This is a genomic window from Chryseobacterium pennae (assembly GCF_003385515.1).
GTDB classification, from domain to species: Bacteria; Bacteroidota; Bacteroidia; order Flavobacteriales; family Weeksellaceae; genus Chryseobacterium; species Chryseobacterium pennae.
In genome coordinates this window covers 471,419-492,323 of sequence record NZ_QNVT01000001.1, presented here as the reverse complement: position 1 = coordinate 492,323, position 20,905 = coordinate 471,419, and the positions used below count along the sequence as shown (strand labels likewise).

Sequence of the window (20,905 nt, the reverse complement as noted above, 5' to 3'; positions counted from 1 at the left end):
AATAGTAACTTCCAGCTTCCTTCTTCTGGCTCCCAGCCTTATAACATCTTACTTATTAATTAACCCAAAGATCTTGGCATCTACAAATCTTCCTTTTTCAAAAAAGTAGTCTCTCAGCATTCCTTCTTCCTGAAAACTGATCGATGTTAAAAGTTTTTCAGATGAAATATTGGCCGGATCTATAAAGGCATCCACACGATGCAGTCTCATGCTTTCAAGACCAAAGGTCAGAATAGGCAGTATAGCTTCTTTCATATAAGACTGTCTCCAGAAAAGAGGATTGAGTTCATACCCGATTTCTGCCTTAAAATGTTCACGGTACCAGTTGTGATAGCCGCATGTACCAATCACTTTTCCATTCGATTTCAACTGCAAAGCCCAGCGGAATCCTTTTCCTTTTTCAAATTCACTGTTGAAATGCTGAATGATTTGCTGTGCATCTTCGAGTGATTTGAACGCTTCAAGATCATAATATTCCATTACTTCTTCCAAAGAAAAATATTCGAGCAGATCTTGGGCATCATCGAGGGTAAGCTGGCGTAAAATAAGCCTTTCAGTTTCTAGAAGGGGAAATTCCATGGATGTGATTTTATGGTGAAAATACAATTAATTCCTGATAAGGAAAAGTTATTCAGCGATAAAGCATAAAACCACTCTGAACCCTGAATTTATTTTTCTAAATTTGGGGCTCATTTTTTACTATGGCAAAATCGAAGAAGGAAACTCCGCTAATGACTCAATATAATACCATCAAGGGCAAATACCCTGATGCGTTGTTGCTTTTCAGAGTAGGGGACTTTTATGAAACTTTTGGGCAGGATGCTGTGAAGACGTCCCAGATATTGGGTATTGTTCTTACCAAAAGAAATAATGGTGAAGGAAGTGTAGAACTGGCAGGATTTCCGCATCACTCAATAGATTCCTATCTTCCAAAACTGGTAAGGGCAGGGATGAGAGTAGCGATCTGCGATCAGCTGGAAGATCCTAAAATGGTCAAAGGAATTGTGAAAAGAGGGGTTACGGAACTGGTGACGCCAGGGGTAACGTTCAATGATCAGGTTTTAAATTCCAAAAAAAATAACTTCCTGCTTTCCCTGCACAAGGAAAAGGAAAAGTATGGGATTGCTTTAGTAGATATCTCTACAGGTGAATTTCTGGTAAGTGAAGGAAACCTTGAAAAGCTGTTGCATATTGTCAATACTTTTGATCCCAGTGAAATTATTTTCCAGAGGAGTGTACAGATTCCGGAGCAGATTAAGAATAAGAATGCTTTTAAGCTGGAAGACTGGGCTTTTCAATATAACTTTGCCTACGAAAAATTAACCAATCATTTTAAAACCAATTCTCTAAAGGGGTTTGGAGTGGAAGCCCTTCCGTTAGCTATTACAGCAGCAGGAGCTATTTTTGCCTACTTGGTGGAAGATACACACCATAACCTGCTTTCTCATATTACAAAACTTCAGATTATTCCACAGGAAGATTATCTGATGATGGATAACTTCACCTTAAGAAATCTGGAGATCGTTTATCCAAGCAATCCGCAAGGGAAATCATTGCTGGATATTATTGATAAAACCTCAACGCCGATGGGCGGGAGATTACTGAGAAGAAGAATTATTCTTCCTTTAAAATCTGTAGATGAAATTTCAAGAAGACTTTCCCTGATTGATTTCTTAAACGAAAATGATCAGCTTAAATATGAAATAGGACAGCTTTTAAAGTCGATCTCCGATCTTGACCGATTGATGGGAAAACTGGCCGCAGAGAAAATCTCACCTAGAGAATTAGGACATCTGCGTCAAAGTCTGATTAATATTCATAGAATCAAAGCATTATTACATCCTCATGCAGATGTATTGGCTTGGCTAGAACCATTATTTGATCTGGAAGAACTGATTAAATACCTGCAGAATCACCTTAATGAAGAACTTCCGGTAAGCATTGCCAAAGGAAATGTCATTAAGAACGAGGTTTCTGAAGAGCTGGACAGACTGAGAAATCTTCAGAGTAAAGGCCGTGGCTTCCTCGATGAAATGTGCCAGAGAGAGATTGAAAGAACAGGTATTACAAGTCTTAAGATTGATTTTAATAATGTTTTCGGATACTATATTGAAGTCCGGAATACCCATAAAGATAAAGTACCGGATGACTGGGTGAGAAAACAGACCCTTGTGAATGCCGAACGTTATATCACAGAAGAATTAAAGGAATATGAAAGTCAGATTCTGGGTGCTGAAGAAAAAATAGGCGTTCTGGAAACTCAGTTGTATAGGAATCTATGTTCTGAAACAATGGTTTATATTGATCAGATTCAGGGGAACTCCAATATTATTGCTCAGCTTGATGTAGCTGCCGGATTGTCTGAACTTGCTGTTTCAGAGAGCTATACGAAGCCTATTCTGAATGATGGTTACTCCATTGATCTGAAAGAAGCAAGACACCCGATTATAGAAAATGCTCTTCCATTGGGAGAAAAATATATTCCGAACGATATCTTCCTGAATAAAGATTCTCAGCAGATTATTATGGTTACAGGACCAAACATGGCCGGTAAATCAGCTATTCTCCGTCAGACGGCTATTGTATGTCTTTTGGCTCAGATCGGAAGTTTTGTGCCGGCTAAACACGCAGAAATCGGAATGCTGGATAAGATCTTTACCAGAGTAGGCGCTACAGACAATATTTCAGCAGGAGAATCCACTTTCATGGTAGAAATGAACGAAGCTGCCAACATCCTGAATAATATTTCAGAACGAAGCCTTATCCTTCTGGATGAAATTGGACGTGGAACTTCCACATATGATGGGGTTTCCATTGCATGGGCTATTGCAGAATATCTTCATCAGCACAATACACAGGCGAAGACTTTGTTTGCAACCCATTACCATGAACTGAATGAAATGACCGTGAATTTTGAAAGAGTGAAGAACTTCCATGTTTCCATTCAGGAAAACAAAGGGAACATTATCTTCTTAAGAAAACTGGTTCCCGGAGGCAGTGAGCATAGTTTTGGTATTCATGTGGCAAAGCTGGCCGGAATGCCTGCCAAAGTGGTAAACAGAGCAAATGAGATTCTTAAAACGCTTGAAGCAAGCAGAACCCAGGGCGGAGGAACCTCGGAGAATATCAAAAGGGTAACGGAAGAAAATATGCAGCTTTCTTTCTTTCAGCTGGATGATCCGGTTCTGGAGAATATCCGTGAAGAACTTACCAAGATAGACATCAATACTTTGACACCTATAGAAGCTTTAATGAAGCTGAACGCCATAAAAAAAATGATTGGAGGATAATCCAATCATTTTTTTTATTGTAAACGTTTAAAATTGATTAGCAGCAACGCCCGTCTTCTCCTATAAGACCTGGTTCAAGCAATCCTGAATCACTTATACAGAATCCCGCGCGGCATCTTATACCAGCCCCACCATTAATTTCTTTTAAATCTGTTTTTGTCAATTTTCTTTTTTTGTTCTCAGAATTTTTCATGATTTTTTATTTAATTTATACTAAAATACAGGGAAATTTTAATAATTCCATACCGTGTGATAAAATTTAACGGTATATTGTCACTGAATAGTGAATGATAGATGTGCTTTCCCTTTTGTGATAAGTGTTTGTACTATAAACAATTGTGTTTTATTTCTATAAAAAAAATAAATTTATTGTTTTTGTGTTGTCTTAACGATGCTTAATAATAGGATTTTAGAGTTATAAATCTAAAATTGTACCTTTCGGATTAATAAAACCAATCATGAAAAAAATATTTTTAGTATTCTTATTGATTTCACTATTCTCATGCAATAAAGCAGCAAAGGAAAGAGCTGAACAAAGAATTCATGATTCTGTAGCAGTAGTATATAAAGCGTATATCGATTCAGTGAAAATCGTCAAGAGACGTGAAGATTCTATAGAGGAACATTACAGAAAGAAACCTCGACGACCAGGATCAATGTATTGTGAAAATGGAACAATGTTTTATGTTGCAAAGGCTTCTTCCTCTAAATCAAAAACTAAATCAAAAATTAGGTCAAAAACAAACACAAAATTAAAAGCTAAGAGAGAACAGTAAACATTTTTTAGCCAACAGACATGTGTAGGTTTCTGGGTTATAATTATTTATTAAATTTAACCATGTGGAATTATTAAAACCCTGTCAACTATTCTGTTTTGTACCATTGCAAAGCTCAGCAGTAAAGTATTCCCATTTTGAAATACGAAGACCTTCAAAAACGTGTTTAGGAAAAAAGGGATATCATTTTTTAAGAAAGCGGGTTCCCAAGGCAGGTGAGTACAGACATCAATAGTTTGACTTCTACAGAAGCTTTAATGAGCTGAATATGATAAAAAAAATGACTGGAGGAAATCCAATCATTTTTTTATTGTAAGCGTTTAAACTTGATTAGCAGCAGTATCCGTTTTTACCCACGGGGCCAATGATCATGAAATGACTGCTCACTCCTCTAAGTTTGCAAAGTCCTTCTGCGCAGTTGGCTGCAACACCGCCACTGATTTCTTTAAGCTCAGCTTTTGTTAGCTTCTTTTTTTCAATTTTTGATTTTTTCATATCTTTTTAATTTGGTATTATTACTCTGTAATTAGCAGCAAGGACCGTCCTGAATTCCGTAGACTCCATACAGCTCTTCCCCGGTATTACGGTCCGTACAGTTGATTACCCTCGGGCAGATAGGTCCTGCTCCGTTAATGGTTTTCAATTCAATCTTGGTAAGTTTCTTTTTTTGATTCATTGATTTTTTCATAATAATTTTAGTTTGGTTGGAAAGCTAATGTACATTTTATTTCAATAATTCAATACTGTGTGAACGATAAATTTAAAGGTTCATTGCGCCCGTTAACAAACTTTAACAGTTTGGAAATCATGGATAAAGGTTGCAATTATTAAATTTGAATATGAAGAATATATTTAAAATTCTGGCCATCTTTCTTTTCTGTGCGGTTTGTAAAGCTCAGCAGACCGAAGTTCCCGTTGTAAAATATGAAGAGCTTGAAAAAAGAATACAGCAGGAAAAAGATAAGTTTCTTGTTGTCAATTTCTGGGCAACCACCTGTGCCCCTTGTGTAAAAGAGCTTCCACATTTTATGGAGATAAATAACCAACATGCAGGTAATCCGAAGTTTAAAATGATTTTAGTTTCCTTAGACAGGCTGGTAGATAAAGAAAGAGTTTTAAAGTTTATTAAAAATAAAAACCTTACCGCAGAAGTAATTTTGCTGGATGATATCAAAAGAATGAATACCTGGATTCCAAAGTTTGAAAAGGATTGGGACGGAAATATTCCGGTAACGTTATTTTATAAAAACGGAGGAAAAGTATACTTTAATGATGGTGAAATGAGCAAGGAAGATCTTGAAAAAACAATTACTGAAAATTTACAATAAAGACTATTATGAAAAATATGAAAATTTTAATGACTGCATTCATCGCTGGTTTAGGATTACTAAGCTTTACAACGGCAGCTCATGATAAGAATAAAATGCAAAAAGAAACCGTTTCGAAAGTGAAAGGGTATGAAGTAGGAGATGAGGCAGCCGATTTTAAGCTTAAGAATATTGATGGTAAAATGATTTCCCTGAGTGATTTTAAAACAGCTAAGGGATTCATCGTTATCTTTACCTGTAACCATTGTCCGTATGCAAAGAAATACGAAGACAGAATCATCGAGCTTGATAAAAAATACAAGAATCAGGGATATCCGGTTATAGCGATCAACCCCAATGACCCGAATGTACAGCCTGAGGATGGTTATAAAGAGATGATTGACAGAGCCAGGCAGAAAGGGTTTACTTTCCCGTATCTAGTGGATGAAGGGCAGAAGGTTTATCCTCAGTACGGAGCCACAAAAACGCCACATGTTTTTGTATTGCAGAAAGAAAAGGGTAAGAATATTGTAAAATATATAGGCGCTATTGATAACAACTACGATAACCCGAATGATGTATCAGAATATTATGCTCAGGATGCAGTAAATGCCCTGATTAAGGGAGAACCTATGAAAATGACAAAAACTGTCGCCATTGGATGTACAATCAAAGTAAAGAAATAATATATTTGTCAGAATAAAATCGGTATTTTTAATGAATACCGATTTTTTATGCCTGAACTTTTAAGATTTAAAACATCCATATGAAATTCCAATTTAGTCTGAAATATCTGCTTGCCTCCGTTGTTATTTTCCTGATTGAGGTACTGATTGCTACAAAACTGAAAGATATTTTCTTCGTACGAGCCTATCTTGGGGATGTTATTGTAGTAATGCTTCTCTATACTTTGGTGAAGAGCTTTTTCAGGGTAAACAATGAAAAACTTATCTGGGGAATTCTGATTTTTTCCTGTTTCGTAGAGTTTGCCCAGTATTTTAATATTGCAGAAAAATTAGGCTTCCGGGAGGGAAGCCTGATGTATATTGTTATCGGGAATTCTTTTTCCTGGATTGATATTCTGTGTTATGCTGCAGGTTGTCTGCTGCTTTATCTTTTTGTTAAAATGACAAATAATAAAAGTTTGGCTTCAACTCCTAATTCCTAATTCTCAGAACTTACCTTCCAAAACTGTCATATTTATCTTCAGCGTATTTAATAAATCTGTTCAGTAGTGCCACGTTATCCTTTTCCATGGGAGAAAGTTCGTTGTCTACATTATTGGAAACCGGAATGTACCAATTGGTCTGCTCGAAAAAGTCTCTGTACGTTTCTTTTTTGAAAGAATAACCATGCCTTGCAAACACTGAGTTCTTGATAATCTCAAGATCCAGTTTTCTCAGATTTTTAATGTCTTTTTCGCTTAGTCTTTGTTTAGAGGCATTCAGTTTAAAGACCGCATCAGAAGCAACCCGATTCTTTGATGTGGTATAACTTTCGGTTTTCCCATCACTGTCGGTGTATTTTTCTACAAAATCTTTAGGATTGTTCCAGTCTACCAGGTTGGATTCCGGATCAAGCATAAAATTAGGATTATACACAAATTCTTTTTTGATGAGTTTCAGGGATTTCAGAGGAGCTTTTACTGCTTTTTTATTGAAAGCATTCCATTTGCCGGTTAAGCTATCTCCACTTAGTTTTACTTCAAACCTACCGTCTGTTTTATCATTCCCGGGTTCATCCAGTATAAAAGATTTTGAAGATTCATTAAAAATTCCTCTTACAGGACGCTGGTTTCCATTCACAATGCTTTGCCCATACACACTGTCTTTGGTAATTCTGTTGATTTTTATAGAGATTCTTTTGTAGACATTCTCATCATACTCAGAGCCGTCTACATCGTCAACCAGTTTTTCCATCCCTGCAAAGTCTCCGGTGTAAACTCCGTAATATTCTTTATGAACTTCAGGAATGACTACAGAGTCTTTTTTTGCGGTTAGAGAATCTTTGTCTGATTCATTCGTTTTTCCCTCTTTTTTGCAGCTTATCAGAGAAACTGCAAACAAGGAAATAAGGGTGTAACTTAAAGTTTTCATATCTGTTTTTTTGTAATTAAGTATTCAATGATAAGGATATTGGGAATCCAGCCCAGCCATGCAATGATTTGATAAACATCCATGGGATTTGGGTGAAATAAATATACAATAATAACTTTCCACATCCGTAATGTAATGGCTGATAATGTAAAAGCAAAACTCCGCCACATCCATTGCTTGTGTTCTTTAAACTTTTTTTGCCTGGCCAGCTGATAGGCTCTGAAGGTAGAAAACCACCATGAAAGCCCCAGAATAACGAATGATACCTTTGAAAAAAGGCCACCATTGGCAAAAAATCCCATATAAATTCCTGATGGTGCAGCAAAAAATAAAATGAGAAAAATATAAAACTTTCCCATGTTCCGGTGAAAGCTTTTCCATCCGAAGTCTTTGCGAAGTATGGCTAAAAATCCTGAAAGAAGTACAAAAATGCTGGTGTACACATGAGTGTAGAAAAAATAAAGGTATTCTGGTCTATGCTCTACTTCAGTCTGTTTAATCATCAGGAAACTGATGTTGGGGTCCAAGGGAATATATTCCAGTGTTATTTTCAGCATCAGCCAAAAGAAGTATACAAATCCTATGATAAGAAGGATTTTGAAAAATGTGATATTTCTTTTGGCTGATAGCATACCTATGCTTTAATCAAAATTTATCGACATTGGAAGGGTATACCAATAGTCCACAGGTTTGTTTTTATAAACAGCGGGCTCCCATTTTTTGTTTATGGTATTGATGACCCGTATCAATTCTTTATTAAAGTTTTCCTGCTCTCCGTTTGCCGTCACAGAGCTCAGTTCTCCCTTGGAATCAATTAGAAACCGTACCTCTGAGTTTGCTGAGTCTGTAATGATACTAAAATTTATTTTACTCATAATGAGTGTTCTGAATACAGCAATTCCTCCTGGAAATTCAGGTTTTATATCTGCTTTATTAGTATAATCTTTTACAGGGGATTCTGCCCGGTCCTGTTTTACCTGAGAAAAACATAATGTGAACCCAAACGTAAATAGTAGAAATATTAATTTTTTCATGTGTCGTTATCCTTATTTTTAGTGATTTTTATAGGGAATTTAAATCCTGTGCAATCAGCCATCCTTCACTCCAGCATGCCTGAAAATTGAAACCTCCGGTTACTGCATCTATATTTAAAACTTCTCCGGCAATATAAAAGTTTGGAAGGAGCTTTGAAGACATGCTTTTAAAGTTAATTTCTTTTAAATCAACGCCTCCCGCAGTTACAAACTCGTCTTTAAATGTTGATTTTCCGGTCACCTGAAACTTTTTCTTACACAGATTTTCCAGAATTTTCTGCGTTTCTTTTCCTGAAATATTGGCTACCTGCTTGTTGAGATCAACTTTTGAAATATCTAATATTTTTTGCCAGAATCGGTTGGTAATATCAAAGATTTTCGATTGGCCTATGGTCTTTTTAGGATTACTTTGTTTAAAGTTATGGAACATTTCTTCTGCATCGTCCATCTCTATGGAAACAAAGTTCACCTCAATTTCAAAATTGTATTTAAGTTTTGCGAGACTTATGGCCTCCCATGCCGAAATCTTTAGAACAGCAGGTCCGGAAAGTCCCCAATGGGTAATCAAAAGCGGTCCGCTTTCCTCAGTTTTCAGTTTAGGAATAGAAATTCCTGCATTTTCAAAACTGGTTCCGGGAAGATCTTTTAAAAGATCATCTTTAATATTAAAAGTAAAAAGAGACGGAACAAGGTCTATGATCTTATGCCCCAGATTTTCAACAATTTTTAAGGATTTAGGTGAGCTTCCGGTAGTGTACACAAGATAATCCGCTTCAAAATCTCCCGAATTAGTTTTTACACTATATTTTTCATCCTGTTTTTCAATCTCCTTTACGGTACATTTTGTCTGTACAACTACATTTTTCTTCTGAACTTCATTCAAAAAGGTATTGATGATGGTTTGTGAAGAATTGCTTTCAGGAAAAGTTCTGTTGTCATTCTCTATTTTCAACGGAACATTACGCTGATCGAACCATTCCATTGTGTCGCCCGGTTGAAATTTAGTAAAAACACTTAATAGTTCTTTGTTTCCACGCGGATAGAACTGCACGAGTTCTCTAGGGTCAAAGCAGGCATGGGTGACATTACATCGTCCGCCTCCGGAAATTTTAACTTTCTGAAGGACATCAGAGTTCTGTTCTAAAATCGTAATTTTATATTTCTTTTCGTCAAGGTTGGCTGCGCAGAAAAAGCCTGCAGCACCACCTCCGATAATGATGATCTGTTTCATGTATGGGTAATCCTATGCTGAAGATTATTTTTTCAAAAGTACAATTTTTATAAACCATCTTATTTGAGTATTTTTGAAGATTATAATTTTAATGATACCAAAAACGATTTCAGTATGATTTTCTACCATAAATTTGAAGTGCGTTGGAGCGATCTTGATGCCAACAAACACTTAGCCAATTCATCCTATGTACAATATTGTGCGCAAGCCAGAATGGCTTTTATGACCAAGGAAAAAATGGGAGTTACCCAATTAAGCAGATGGGGAATCGGGCCTGTTATCCTGCACGAAAGATATTCTTTCTTCAAGGAGATCTATGCCGATCAGATTGTTATTGTAAGTGTAGAAATAGACGGATGTTCAGATGATTCCTCCATTTACCGTTTCGTTCACAAGTTCTATACACCGGAGGGAGTACACTGTGCTACTTCCGAAGCAACAGGAGTCTGGATTGATATGATGCTTAGAAAAATGACCACTCCACCAGATGATGTAGTGGAAGCAATGAATAAATACAAAAGCCCGGAAACTGTGGTGCTATCAAAGGAAGATTTTAAAAAGCTTCCTTTCCATCCACATAATATTGATCCGGCAGAAATTAATATATAAAATTTATGTTTGAAGATAAATCACAGGAGCTGACTCCCATTTCAAAACTAGGAGAATTCGGTTTGATTAAACATCTGACAGAATATTTTCCTTTATCCAACGAATCTTCGGAGCTTGGAGTAGGAGATGATGCGGCAGTAATTAATCCTGACAATAAAAAAGTAGTTCTTACCACAGACGTTCTGGCAGAAGGAGTACACTTTAATTTAGGCTATGTTCCGTTAAAGCATTTAGGCTATAAAGCGGTAGTGGTAAACCTAAGTGATATTGCAGCGATGAATGCCGTTCCTACACAGATTCTAGTCTCTTTGGCTGTTTCCAACCGTTTTCCGGTAGAAGCTTTGGAAGAACTCTATGCAGGAATTCAGGCAGCATGTACCCGATATAAAGTAGATCTGATTGGTGGAGATACTACAAGCTCCAATTCAGGATTGGTAATGAGTATTACGGCAGTAGGAATCGAAGAAGGGGAAAATATTGTGAAGAGAAGCGGAGCAAAACCAAATGATCTTCTTGTAGTAACAGGAGATTTGGGTGGAGCTTATATGGGACTTCAGATTCTGGAAAGAGAACATGCTGTTTATCTTGCAGACCCAAATATGCAGCCGGAAATGGAAGGCTATGATTATATCCTGGAAAGACAGTTGAAACCTGAAGCAAGAACAGATGTTAAAACTATTTTGGAAGAGCTGGATATTAAACCAACTTCCATGATTGATATTTCTGACGGTTTAGCTTCTGAAATTCTTCACCTTTCCGATCAGTCTAAAGTAGGTTTCAGGCTGTATGAGGAAAAGGTACCGTTGGATAACCTTACGATCTCTACCGCAGATGAAATGAATTTAAATCCTGTTATGACTGCATTAAGTGGTGGTGAAGATTATGAATTACTGTTCACGATTTCACCAGAAGATTTTGATAAAATTAAAAACCATCCGGATTTTACCATCATAGGACATGCTGTGGAAAAAGAAGAAGGAAACTTTATGGTAGCAAGAGGATCTAACCAATTGGTAGCTCTTACTGCTCAGGGATGGGATGCATTTTTAGGAAACCAGAACGGATAAAATTATTTAATTTTAAATATTGTAGAAAACCGCAGCACTTTTTTGCTGTGGTTTTTGTTTATAGCTTAACTATTTTAAAACTCCAGTGATGATTATACCGGAAAAAGAAATACCGATGCACCATCTGACTTCTGAAGAATTTCAGATGAGTACTCTGAGTGCAGCTGGCCCTGAGAATTTCCATGATGTTCACCGGCATAATTTTTTTGAAATTATCTGGTTCAGGGAAGTGTATGAAAAAAGCCATTTAGAGCTGGATTTTGAAAGTTATAAACTTCAGAACAATCAAATCTGCATCATTGCACCTGGGCAGGCATTCAATATGAAGATAGAAGGAGAAGAGGGATATGCCATGGCGATAAGCCGGGAAATTTTCAACGAAGCCTGTGATATTGAATCTGTTCTTACCGGAGGTGTGCTTCCGTTCTTTTTAGATCCTAAAAATGAAAAAACCTGCAGCACACTTATCTCATTGATTGAACAGGAATATAAAGCCACTTCAAGAACTGAACTTTTAAAGGCTTATCTGAAAGCATTCTGTATCATTATTGGAGAACAAATTAATCCTCAGGAACTCTTGCTGAATGACCGTCAACGTGTTCATGACTTAGTAGGACTTATTGAGAAACATTATATAGTACAGAAGGAAACAGGTTTCTACGCCGAAAGACTAAAGATAAGTACCCATCACCTGAATGATATTGTGCGTCTTCTGAGAGGAACAACAGTAAAAAAAATGATCAACCAGCGTCTTCTCCTTGAAGCTAAAAGAGAACTCAGCTTTGGAGCGCTTACAGTAAAAGAGATTGCTTTTAAACTCGGTTTTAACGATGCTTCATATTTTTCAAGGTTTTTTAAGAAACATACAGGGCAAAACCCAGACTTTTTTAAGAATAATGAAAAAGGTAATCCTCAATATTTACAATTTTTAGGGTTTTAAACTAGCATTTTTTACTTGTTATTGTACATTTATCTTCAATTTGTCCTATACTTCCTTCAGTTCTGTTATTGTAATCTTTTGCTTTTTAAGGCAATTTTGCATCCTGAAAAAAAACCGCCTGCGAAGGCTTACAATTTATGAAGAAGTTAGGTATTGTAGTGTTTATTTTAGCATTACTCAACACGTTGGAATCTTTAAGTATAGATCTTTATCTTCCTGCTTTCCCAAGCATGGCTGAAATTTTTAAAACAGATATTGGGCATATCCAAATCTCTATTTCTGTTTTCTTTGCCGGATTTGCGTTCGGACAATTATTATGGGGACCTTTATCAGACAAAACAGGCCGTAAGCCGATGCTGTATTGTGGTCTTCTCCTCTTTATCATAGGGGCTACTGCCATTTATTTTACCTCAGATATTTATGTTTTATGGGCGATGCGTTTCTTACAGGCGTTTGGAGGAAGTGCGGGAATTGTGATTGGAAGAGCCATTATTATTGATTTGTATGATAAACAAAAATCTGTAACCATTTTTGCCCAACAATCTCAGATCAGTGGAATTGCCCCGATTGTAGCTCCTTTACTGGGAAGTGTATTTCTGAAATACTGGGGATGGAACAGTTCATTTGCTTTTTTATGCATCATGGGACTTATTACCTTCTTTATGGTATACAAATACGTTCCGGAAACAAATACAAGAATCAGCCAGCCGGATCATGACCTTCCGGATGAAAAAGGATTAAAGGAACAGTTGAAAATGATTATTTCCAACAAAGAATTCATCAACAGTACGATGGTGGGGAGTATTGCTTTTGCCTCTCTGATCATTTATATTTCAAATGCTCCGTTCTTATTTATGGAACTTCACAGATTCTCGAGTGAGACCTTCAGTTTTATATTTGCATTTAATTCATTAGCCTTGATTACAGCAGCTTATATTACTCCAAGGCTGATTAAGAGAATCAGTAATTCGGATCTTTTATTTGGAGCTACATTGATGCTGTTGCTGGTGTGTTCACTGCACATTCTGATCGCTGCCGGAAGCCTTTCTGTAGCTTTGGAAATCGCAATGCTGTATTTATCATTGCTGGCTATCGGAATTCTGTTCCCTATTACCTCTGCACATGCTTTATCTCCGTTTAAAGAGGGGAGAGGTACGGCTGCAGCGTTACTGGGATTCATGCAACTAATGGTTACCTTTTTAATATCAGGATTATTGGGGCTTTTAGAAGCAGATTCTATAATGCCGATGGTGGTTACCCGTACAGGAATGGCATTGGTTGCTGTATGGTTTGGATATCAGATATTTAAAAGTAAAAAAACCTCAGTGCAGCAATCTGTAGCTTAATAAGTAAGGAAGAGGGAAGAGGGAGGCGGGAAGTTACTGAAAGTCAAAGAACGAATAAAGCTTAGGATTGCAGATTTTTCTGGGTTTTTAGTACTCTATTTTGTAATAACTTTCAGTAATTCAGTAGACAAATAGTAACTTCCAGCTTCCCTCTTCGCGCTTCCAGCCCATTGAGCTTTATCCTGCCATTGCTTCTATTGGTCATACCATTCAGGCACTTAATCAAGTAATTTTTGTAAACAATCCCTAAAGGGTTCTCTTTGCGTAAAATTTAGAATATGAAAAGAAACCTTTTGACGGCTTTTTGCTGTCTGTTGCCATTAGGGTATTGGGTAAGTGCACAATCAGGAATCTCTGCAGAACTTAAAACAGAATATATTCCATCCTCTAATTATATCCGGCCGGAAGACAGCGTGAAAACCAATTCCAAAAGTGATTTTAAAAGAGTAAATCTGAACCTAAGTATTCCGTTATCGGTAAAAAAAGATAAAGATGGTAAGGTAAAAGCATGGGCTATGCTACTGAGTGGGTCTTATGCAAAAATGTCACACACAAATTATGAAACTCCGTTATTTCCGGATCAGATGTTGAACGCTCAGGTGGGGCTACAGCATATAAGACCTTTAGGTAAAAAGTGGAGTATGATGATGATGGCATCCGTGGGAGTGTATACTGATATGGAAAAGATAAGCTTTGATGATGTGCTGGGCCAGGGTGGTATTGTGTTTATCAGGCATTTTAATCCTAATCTTGCTTTGGGTGTTGGACCGGTGCTTACGACAGCATTTGGAGTTCCAATGGTGTTACCGTGGATCTATTTTGACTGGAAAACCAACGGAAAGGTCAAATTCAGAATTAATTTCCCGGAAGGTGCGGAAGCCGGATATGAGTTCTCAGATGCTTTTACCTTAAAAGCTGTGGTTAACCTCAGCGGGATGACTGTAGAAAGGAATAAAGAGGGACAATCCATAATGTTCGGTTATCAGCAGATTACAGCAGGTCTGAAACCGGAAATAAAGATCAATAATAAGCTGAGTATAGGAATTACAGGAGGATCAACCTTAACGAGAAGTTTCATAGAAAGTGAGCGAAAGATCAAAAGCATTTTTAAAGAGAAAAAAATTGCAGATCCAAAGTTTTCCAGTACATTCTATGCTGCTGTATCTCTACGCTGGAATTTACCTTAAGATATGAGAAAATAAGCCGGAATGTATTTATTTGATCTTCTTTTTAACTTGAATAATTCCCCCCACACCTTCCGGCTTTCTTCTTTTTACTTACTGATAAGCTTCTTATAAACGACCTGATTAAGCAGTTCTTCTTTTCGGGTACGGGATATAGGAAGCTCTGTTTTATTGATGAACAGACGGCCTCCGGAAATCATATCGATGTGGGTGATGTTGATCAGGAATGATTTGTGAATCCTGAAAAAATGTTCGGAAGGCAATGATTCTTCAATGGCCTTCATGGTCTGATGGATGACCAGGGATTTATCTTTAAAATGCAGCTTTGTATAGTTCTGCATACTTTCAATATATAAAATATCTACCCAGGAAACTTTGATAAAGGTATCAGATTGCCTTACGTACAGAAAAGGATCATCCCAAGGAGTGTTTTTCTTTAATTTTTCATTAATGATAAATTGCTGCTGGGCTTTATTGACAGCCTGATAAAAGCGGTTAAAAGCAATCGGCTTTAAAAGGTAATCCACTACCTGAAGACGGAATCCTTCCAATGCATACTCAGAATAGGCGGTCGTAAAAATACATAATGGCGGATTTTCAAGCTGCTCCAGGAAATCGATACCATTCAGATAAGGCATATTGATATCCAGCAAAAGAAGGTCTATTTCGCTTTCTTTTACCTTGGTTCCTGCTTCCAGTGCGGTAGCATAAGTTCCTTCTACAGATAAGAAATCGATCTTGTCTGCCAGTTCCTTAAGGTGAAATCTCGCCAATGGTTCATCATCTACGATCAGACATTTCATTTTGGGAATATTATTGCTCATTTTCAGACAGTTTTAAGGTTAAAGTTACTTTATAAACAAGATGATCAGACTCTATTTTAAGATCGTAAGCATCAGGATATTGTAACTTAAGGCGTTTTTGTACATTTTGCAGGCCAATTCCGCCGTCTTTCTTTTTATGAACGGCTATTTCTGAATAGGAATTCTCAACATAGAAGAAAAGATTATTGTTTTCTTCCTTGCAGAAAATTTTCACATAACCGGTTTGTCCCGGAAGTCTGCAGACATATTTAAAGGCATTTTCAATAAAAGGAACCAGTAGCAAAGGTGCAATGTAAGCCTTTGTATTATTGATTTTCAGCGTGGCATTTACATTGAGCTCATTTCCCCATCTCAGTTTTTCCACTTCAACCAGGTTTTGGAGATATTCAATTTCCTTATCAAGAGGAACGAGGTTTTGATTGCAATGATAGAGCTGGTATCGTAAAATATCTGAAAACTTCATTAATAAAAAATCAGCAAGTTCAGTATCCGTTTTGATGAGAATATGGATGTGATTCAGAATGTTAAATACCACGTGGGGATTAATCTGGTCCTGAAGCAGCTTGAGCTGGTTTTCCAAATGGGCTTGCTGAAGGAGAATATGGTCCCGTTCTATTCTTTCATGCTCAAGATAAAACTTAATACCGCATGTAGCTACACTTATCATAAAAGCAGCGGGAATGGCCATATAAAACCCTTGCCATAAAATGGGTAAATGACCGTAAAAACTGGGTGGTAAATCAACGGTAGGAGCCACCTGAAGGTAAGTGAAAATAATAGAATAAATACCACTTAAAATTAAAATATTCACTGTTGCCTGTACCAGAAAGATCTTCATTCTTTTTGTCCTTAAGGCTTTGGGAAGAAGCTTCTGGGCAAGATGATAAGTAAAAATAAAAGACGTTATTACAATGGCAATTGTTTGAAGTACAGCAATAAACCGGTCTGTGTTTGCCTGAAAATTAATCCATATTACAACGGCAAAAATACACCAGAAGCTGAGGTAAAATATATATTCTTTGAAAACATTAGGTTTTGTCATGGATTGGTCTGAAGAGGGTTTATAAAAAATTAGAAACTGCAGATTCACAGTTTCTAATCAGTCAAAGATAATTCAAGTTTTTAGAATAAGAAATAACCTATCCCAAGACTAAAGCTGTGAGGTTTGGATTTAAATTCCTTACTGATGTTAGACAGCCCGTGTTCATACCTTAGATCTACTGTAAAGTTTTTATAATCGATACCGACCCCGCCAGTAAATCCAATATTGGATTTGTCAAACTTATTAAAACCTTCCTGCAGAGATTCGGAAACCGATAACTTGTTGTTGAAAGCGTAGCTGTACACACCACCAGCAAATGCTCTTACATTAAAGTCATCGGTTTTAATAAATTTGTATCCAATCACTACAGGAATATCAATGGCATTCCATGTTAATTTTGCTTCTCCTTTGTCTTTTGCTTCGTAAGATGTTTTTCTTTTGTTGAACAGCGTTTCTCCTTGTACATACAGACTTCCAATATCGAATCTTACCATTGCTCCTGCCTGATAGCCGAACCCGTATTTCCCTTCCAAGGAAGAAGATTCCGTTGAGGTTTTTGTAAAATTTGCCCCACCCTTGATTCCGAAATGAATAGATGGAGTTTGTTGAGCCTGTGTATCCATAGAACATGTAATACATAATAACAGTGAGCAGAATGCTAAAAATTGTTGTTTCATAATTTTAATTATTGTTAGAAATCTGCTGCAAAACAACGAATCCGGAAGGCTTGATAAAATTTTATTTGATGAACGGTAATCGGGTAGTGATGAGCTGTAGATATTGCTGTTTTATCCTTTGATAACATTGATTAAAAAGAAAAAATCCCACGACAAATGAAGTGAAATTTTATCAATAGACAGGGAAGGGTTAGTTTTTGATAAACTTAGAGCTTTGATCCCCTATTTTATATAGATAAACTCCTGCCTTAAGAGCTTCCACATCAATGGAAATGTTTTTCTCTCCGGAACTAAAGCTTTTATGGAGAACCATTTTTCCGGAAACATCATAGACCTGAACATTGTTTCCTCCGTTTCCGGGATTCATAATATTTAAAAGTTTGTTTGCAGGAATGGGAAAAGCTGAAAGCTTGTTTTTATTCTGTGTCTGAATTTCCAACGTAGTTAATGAAGAGGTAGGCAGAGAATATACTTCTGTAACAGTGTTAATGCCCAAGCTTTTTGAAATGACAAATTTGTTCTGATTAGAGGCCACATCATGGAAGATCTGGTATTGAGAATGGTAATCGTTTCCAAATTGTCTGATGATATTTCCGTCTTCATTGATAATAAGCATTAGGTGTTGTCCGCCCTGATTATTGATAAAAGTGAGTATGAACTCTAATTTATCATCAGTATTAAAAATACGTTTGGAGATGGAGTAGTTTTCTGTAAGTAATTCGGGAATATACATATAGCTACCCGGGATATTGGGCGTTAGTGTTTTATACAAAGTATGATTGGCGTTGTAGATATCAAAAGTATTATTCCCTTTACCAATCAGATAATGAGAAGTAGTGTTGTCTGAATAAACATCCCAATGACTGCTATCGGAAGTATAAGAATGTTCAAGGTTCATTTGGCCAAATACAGAATTTGCTGCTATAATGGCCATTGAAAAAAGAGTTTTTTTCATAAGTGATTGTTGTTTAATGAATTTGATGCAAAACAACAGATCTGAAAGATGAACAGGAATTTTATTTGATGAATGGTAGAGATGTTTTGACGAGAATCTGTTTTCGAATGAAAATAAAAACGGAAGCCATTATAGCTTCCGATAGATTATTGTTTGATTTATCTTTAGTAAGGCTGCTCTGTGCAGTCATTCGGAGGTATGCATCCACCACCACCAGGATTTCCGCCACCGCCAACAGCAATGCATTGTCCCGGGCTTCCATCTTCATACATTTCGCAGGCTTTTCCCCAGGCACACTGGCAGTCACTCTGGCAGTTATATGAATCTCCTCCCATATGGCAGCTGTCTATCCCGTTACCAAGAATCGTTGAAAGATCCTTTCTTAAAAGTTTTTTCATTGTTTTCATAATGTAATCTGATGTTAAAAATTAATAGTTTTGTTTATAATGTAAAGGGTAAATATAACAAAAAAACAAATTGCTTTTAATTTTAACTATCCGAAAATGAATAGGATACGGGTGGGTTGTTAGGTTGGATGATATAGAAAAAAGACCCACTCTAAAGCGGGTCTATTGTATTTATTTTTTAAATGTTAAAACTAAGGGAAGAGATATCGTAGATGATACCGGTTTTCCATTAGATTCTGCAGGTTTCCACTTACCTTTTTCTTTGATACGGTAAAAGGCGGCTTCAATAAATGAATTTACATCTTCATTATTTCCCTTTGCCTGGGCTCCCAAGGCATTTCCCTTAGAGTCTACTACAAAGTTTAATGTTGCCTTATAGGAATCTGAAGCAAAATTTAAGAACGCTAGATCAACAGCATCATACAATGATTTTTGAAATGCAGTTTTTCCTGCTTCATATTCCGCTTCTTTTGTCAGTTTAATTTTGACTGGCGGATCATTGACTAATGCTTTTTTATCCTCTTCAGAAATTTTCTCCAGAGCATTTTTATAAGATGTTATTTTGTCTTCCGTAAGGAGCCACTCTAGCTTAGTTCTCAGATCATTAGGCTTGGGGTATTTATTATACAGGGCCGTTTTCTTTCTTTCATATTTCGAATCAGCCTTTTGAAATGCAGATATCTGAGCCCTTCCGAAAGCAAAAGATAGTATGAATGCTAATGCTAAGAGTTTTTTCATCTTCTTAAGCTTTTACAATATTAATAATCACTTCTGTTGCCTTCTCCATGCTTTCTAAAGCAACATATTCATAAGGACCGTGGAAATTGATTCCTCCCGCAAAGATATTCGGGCAGGGAAGTCCCATATAAGAAAGCTGAGCACCATCTGTACCTCCTCGGATGGCTTTGATCTTAGGTTCAATACCGGTTTCTGTCATAGCTTTTGCTGCAAGATCCACGATGTGCATTTTACCTTCAAACTGTTGCTTCATGTTTCTGTATTGCTCCTTGATCTCTACTTCAGCAGTTCCTGCACCATGTTTCTGGTTGAATTCAGCTATTTTTTCTTCCATGAATTTCTTTCTTGCTTCAAATTTATCAGCATCGTGATCACGAATGATGTATTGAAGTTTCGCTTCAGAAATATCAGCAGTAATATCCATTAAATGATAGAATCCATCAAAACCTTTAGTGGTTGAAGGAGTTTCATTGGCAGGTAACATTTGAGTAAATTCAGCAGCGAGTAAAGCCGCATTAATCATTTTACCATAAGCATATCCCGGGTGTACACTTAATCCGTGGATTTTTACTACCGCTCCGGCAGCGTTAAAGTTCTCATATTCAAGTTCTCCTACTTCTCCACCATCCATTGTATATGCCCACTCAGCACCGAATTTAGCCACATCAAACTTGTGTGCTCCTCTTCCGATTTCTTCATCAGGAGTAAATCCTACAGCAATTCTTCCATGCTTGATTTCAGGATGAGCAATAAGATATTCAGCAGCTGTTACAATTTCTGCACAGCCAGCTTTATCATCTGCTCCAAGAAGTGTATTTCCATCAGTAGTAATTAATGTCTGACCAATATATTTTTTTAAACTTTCAAACCTTGAAGGAGATAAAGTGAATCCTGTGGTTTGGTTCAACAGAAGGTCATTTCCATCATAATTTTCCCAAACCTGAGGCTTTACATTTTCCCCGCTGAAATCAGGTGATGTATCGTAGTGTGAAATGAACCCAATCGTAGGTCTGTCATCATTTTCAAGGTTAGAAGGAACGTAGCCCATAATATAACCGTGCTCATCAATTGAAACATCTTCCAAACCGATCGTTTTCAGTTCTTCAGTGATATAGTTTGCAATATCCCATTGACGCTCTGTAGAAGGTGTAGATTCACTTTCTGCATCACTCGTTGAGTATATTTTTACATAACTAAGAAAACGGTTCAGCAATTTCTCTTTCCATAATGGATTGAATTCTATTGTACTCATCAGATTTATTGTAAATTTTAACAAAGTTAGCAAATTTGATGCTCAGAATACATTATTTGCGACTGAATATCAGTTATTGAAATTATAAATCAGATATAAAACTTTGAAAATCAAAATAATGTTAGATTTG

25 protein-coding genes are annotated in these 20,905 nt (G+C 36.7%); 10 read left to right on the top strand and 15 right to left on the bottom strand.

Features of this window, described 5'->3' with window-relative positions; genetic code table 11:
• Nucleotides 1-48: 48 nt before the first annotated feature.
• Nucleotides 49-579 (bottom strand): GNAT family N-acetyltransferase, encoded by a 531-nt coding sequence (locus DRF65_RS02260; protein WP_115968520.1) that lies wholly within the window; start codon nt 577-579, stop codon nt 49-51.
• Nucleotides 580-701: 122 nt separating this feature from the next.
• Here DRF65_RS02260 and mutS point away from each other — a divergent pair, with 122 nt between their 5' ends.
• On the top strand, nt 702-3,290 hold the full coding sequence (gene mutS / locus DRF65_RS02255) for a DNA mismatch repair protein MutS (protein WP_115968518.1): 2,589 nt from the start codon (nt 702-704) through the stop codon (nt 3,288-3,290).
• A 37-nt stretch (nt 3,291-3,327) separates the two neighbouring features.
• On the opposite strand, the gene DRF65_RS28365 is transcribed toward mutS, so the two are convergent.
• Nucleotides 3,328-3,483 carry a hypothetical protein gene (locus tag DRF65_RS28365; protein WP_165852157.1) on the bottom strand — a complete coding sequence of 52 codons (156 nt, stop codon included), beginning with the start codon at nt 3,481-3,483 and terminating at the stop codon, nt 3,328-3,330.
• Nucleotides 3,484-3,748: 265 nt separating this feature from the next.
• On the opposite strand from DRF65_RS28365, the gene DRF65_RS02250 reads away from it, so the two are divergent.
• A complete protein-coding gene (locus DRF65_RS02250) occupies nt 3,749-4,066 on the top strand; it encodes a hypothetical protein (protein WP_115968517.1) in 318 nt (105 codons plus the stop codon).
• Nucleotides 4,067-4,396: 330 nt separating this feature from the next.
• Here DRF65_RS02250 and DRF65_RS02245 read toward each other — a convergent pair whose 3' ends face one another.
• Nucleotides 4,397-4,561 carry a bacteriocin gene (locus DRF65_RS02245; RefSeq protein WP_115968515.1) on the bottom strand — a complete coding sequence of 55 codons (165 nt, stop codon included), beginning with the start codon at nt 4,559-4,561 and terminating at the stop codon, nt 4,397-4,399.
• 31 nt (nt 4,562-4,592) lie between these two features.
• Nucleotides 4,593-4,754 (bottom strand): hypothetical protein, encoded by a 162-nt coding sequence (locus DRF65_RS28360; RefSeq protein ID WP_165852156.1) that lies wholly within the window; start codon nt 4,752-4,754, stop codon nt 4,593-4,595.
• A gap of 151 nt (nt 4,755-4,905) precedes the next feature.
• Between DRF65_RS28360 and DRF65_RS02240 the strand changes: the two genes are divergently transcribed.
• The 3 genes from DRF65_RS02240 (at nt 4,906) to DRF65_RS02230 (ending at nt 6,541) form a co-directional block, all read left to right on the top strand.
• Nucleotides 4,906-5,394 (top strand): TlpA family protein disulfide reductase, encoded by a 489-nt coding sequence (locus DRF65_RS02240; RefSeq protein ID WP_115968514.1) that lies wholly within the window; start codon nt 4,906-4,908, stop codon nt 5,392-5,394.
• 8 nt (nt 5,395-5,402) lie between these two features.
• On the top strand, nt 5,403-6,059 hold the full coding sequence (locus DRF65_RS02235) for a thioredoxin family protein (RefSeq protein ID WP_115968512.1): 657 nt from the start codon (nt 5,403-5,405) through the stop codon (nt 6,057-6,059).
• A gap of 80 nt (nt 6,060-6,139) precedes the next feature.
• On the top strand, nt 6,140-6,541 hold the full coding sequence (locus tag DRF65_RS02230) for a ribosomal maturation YjgA family protein (RefSeq protein ID WP_115968511.1): 402 nt from the start codon (nt 6,140-6,142) through the stop codon (nt 6,539-6,541).
• 10 nt (nt 6,542-6,551) lie between these two features.
• Here DRF65_RS02230 and DRF65_RS02225 read toward each other — a convergent pair whose 3' ends face one another.
• From DRF65_RS02225 to DRF65_RS02210, 4 genes are read right to left on the bottom strand one after another with little or no spacing between them, the layout of a single operon-like run.
• Nucleotides 6,552-7,469, bottom strand: coding sequence for a YARHG domain-containing protein (locus DRF65_RS02225; protein ID WP_115968509.1), 918 nt, complete (start codon nt 7,467-7,469; stop codon nt 6,552-6,554).
• Nucleotides 7,466-8,101, bottom strand: coding sequence for a DUF2306 domain-containing protein (locus DRF65_RS02220; RefSeq protein ID WP_115968508.1), 636 nt, complete (start codon nt 8,099-8,101; stop codon nt 7,466-7,468). The genes DRF65_RS02225 and DRF65_RS02220 overlap by 4 nt, the downstream gene beginning before the upstream one ends.
• A gap of 9 nt (nt 8,102-8,110) precedes the next feature.
• Nucleotides 8,111-8,503, bottom strand: coding sequence for an energy transducer TonB (locus tag DRF65_RS02215; protein WP_115968506.1), 393 nt, complete (start codon nt 8,501-8,503; stop codon nt 8,111-8,113).
• A gap of 28 nt (nt 8,504-8,531) precedes the next feature.
• A complete protein-coding gene (locus DRF65_RS02210; RefSeq protein ID WP_115968505.1) occupies nt 8,532-9,734 on the bottom strand; it encodes a BaiN/RdsA family NAD(P)/FAD-dependent oxidoreductase in 1,203 nt (400 codons plus the stop codon).
• A gap of 114 nt (nt 9,735-9,848) precedes the next feature.
• Between DRF65_RS02210 and DRF65_RS02205 the strand changes: the two genes are divergently transcribed.
• From DRF65_RS02205 to DRF65_RS02185, 5 genes are all read left to right on the top strand, one after another.
• Nucleotides 9,849-10,343 (top strand): acyl-CoA thioesterase, encoded by a 495-nt coding sequence (locus tag DRF65_RS02205; protein ID WP_115968674.1) that lies wholly within the window; start codon nt 9,849-9,851, stop codon nt 10,341-10,343.
• 5 nt (nt 10,344-10,348) lie between these two features.
• Nucleotides 10,349-11,410 (top strand): thiamine-phosphate kinase, encoded by a 1,062-nt coding sequence (gene thiL, locus DRF65_RS02200; RefSeq protein ID WP_115968503.1) that lies wholly within the window; start codon nt 10,349-10,351, stop codon nt 11,408-11,410.
• An 88-nt stretch (nt 11,411-11,498) separates the two neighbouring features.
• Entirely contained in the window at nt 11,499-12,350 is an 852-nt protein-coding gene (locus tag DRF65_RS02195) for an AraC family transcriptional regulator (protein WP_115968502.1), read from the top strand.
• 137 nt (nt 12,351-12,487) lie between these two features.
• Nucleotides 12,488-13,696 (top strand): multidrug effflux MFS transporter, encoded by a 1,209-nt coding sequence (locus DRF65_RS02190; protein WP_115968500.1) that lies wholly within the window; start codon nt 12,488-12,490, stop codon nt 13,694-13,696.
• A 278-nt stretch (nt 13,697-13,974) separates the two neighbouring features.
• The gene (locus tag DRF65_RS02185) at nt 13,975-14,883 is read left to right on the top strand and encodes a DUF6268 family outer membrane beta-barrel protein (RefSeq protein ID WP_115968499.1); all 909 of its coding nucleotides are present in this window, start codon (nt 13,975-13,977) and stop codon (nt 14,881-14,883) included.
• Between the two features lie 86 nt (nt 14,884-14,969).
• On the opposite strand, the gene DRF65_RS02180 is transcribed toward DRF65_RS02185, so the two are convergent.
• The 7 genes from DRF65_RS02180 to pepT form a co-directional block, all read right to left on the bottom strand.
• Entirely contained in the window at nt 14,970-15,704 is a 735-nt protein-coding gene (locus tag DRF65_RS02180; protein WP_115968497.1) for a LytR/AlgR family response regulator transcription factor, read from the bottom strand.
• A complete protein-coding gene (locus DRF65_RS02175) occupies nt 15,694-16,746 on the bottom strand; it encodes a sensor histidine kinase (protein WP_115968495.1) in 1,053 nt (350 codons plus the stop codon). The genes DRF65_RS02180 and DRF65_RS02175 overlap by 11 nt, the downstream gene beginning before the upstream one ends.
• Nucleotides 16,747-16,826: 80 nt before the next feature.
• Nucleotides 16,827-17,423, bottom strand: coding sequence for a porin family protein (locus DRF65_RS02170; protein ID WP_115968493.1), 597 nt, complete (start codon nt 17,421-17,423; stop codon nt 16,827-16,829).
• A gap of 190 nt (nt 17,424-17,613) precedes the next feature.
• Nucleotides 17,614-18,378 (bottom strand): T9SS type A sorting domain-containing protein, encoded by a 765-nt coding sequence (locus DRF65_RS02165; protein WP_115968491.1) that lies wholly within the window; start codon nt 18,376-18,378, stop codon nt 17,614-17,616.
• 164 nt (nt 18,379-18,542) lie between these two features.
• Entirely contained in the window at nt 18,543-18,776 is a 234-nt protein-coding gene (locus tag DRF65_RS02160) for a hypothetical protein (protein ID WP_123947259.1), read from the bottom strand.
• A 180-nt stretch (nt 18,777-18,956) separates the two neighbouring features.
• Complete coding sequence (locus tag DRF65_RS02155; protein WP_115968487.1) at nt 18,957-19,523, bottom strand: energy transducer TonB; 567 nt, start codon at nt 19,521-19,523, stop codon at nt 18,957-18,959.
• A gap of 4 nt (nt 19,524-19,527) precedes the next feature.
• A complete protein-coding gene (gene pepT / locus DRF65_RS02150; protein WP_115968484.1) occupies nt 19,528-20,775 on the bottom strand; it encodes a peptidase T in 1,248 nt (415 codons plus the stop codon).
• Nucleotides 20,776-20,905 lie beyond the last annotated feature (130 nt).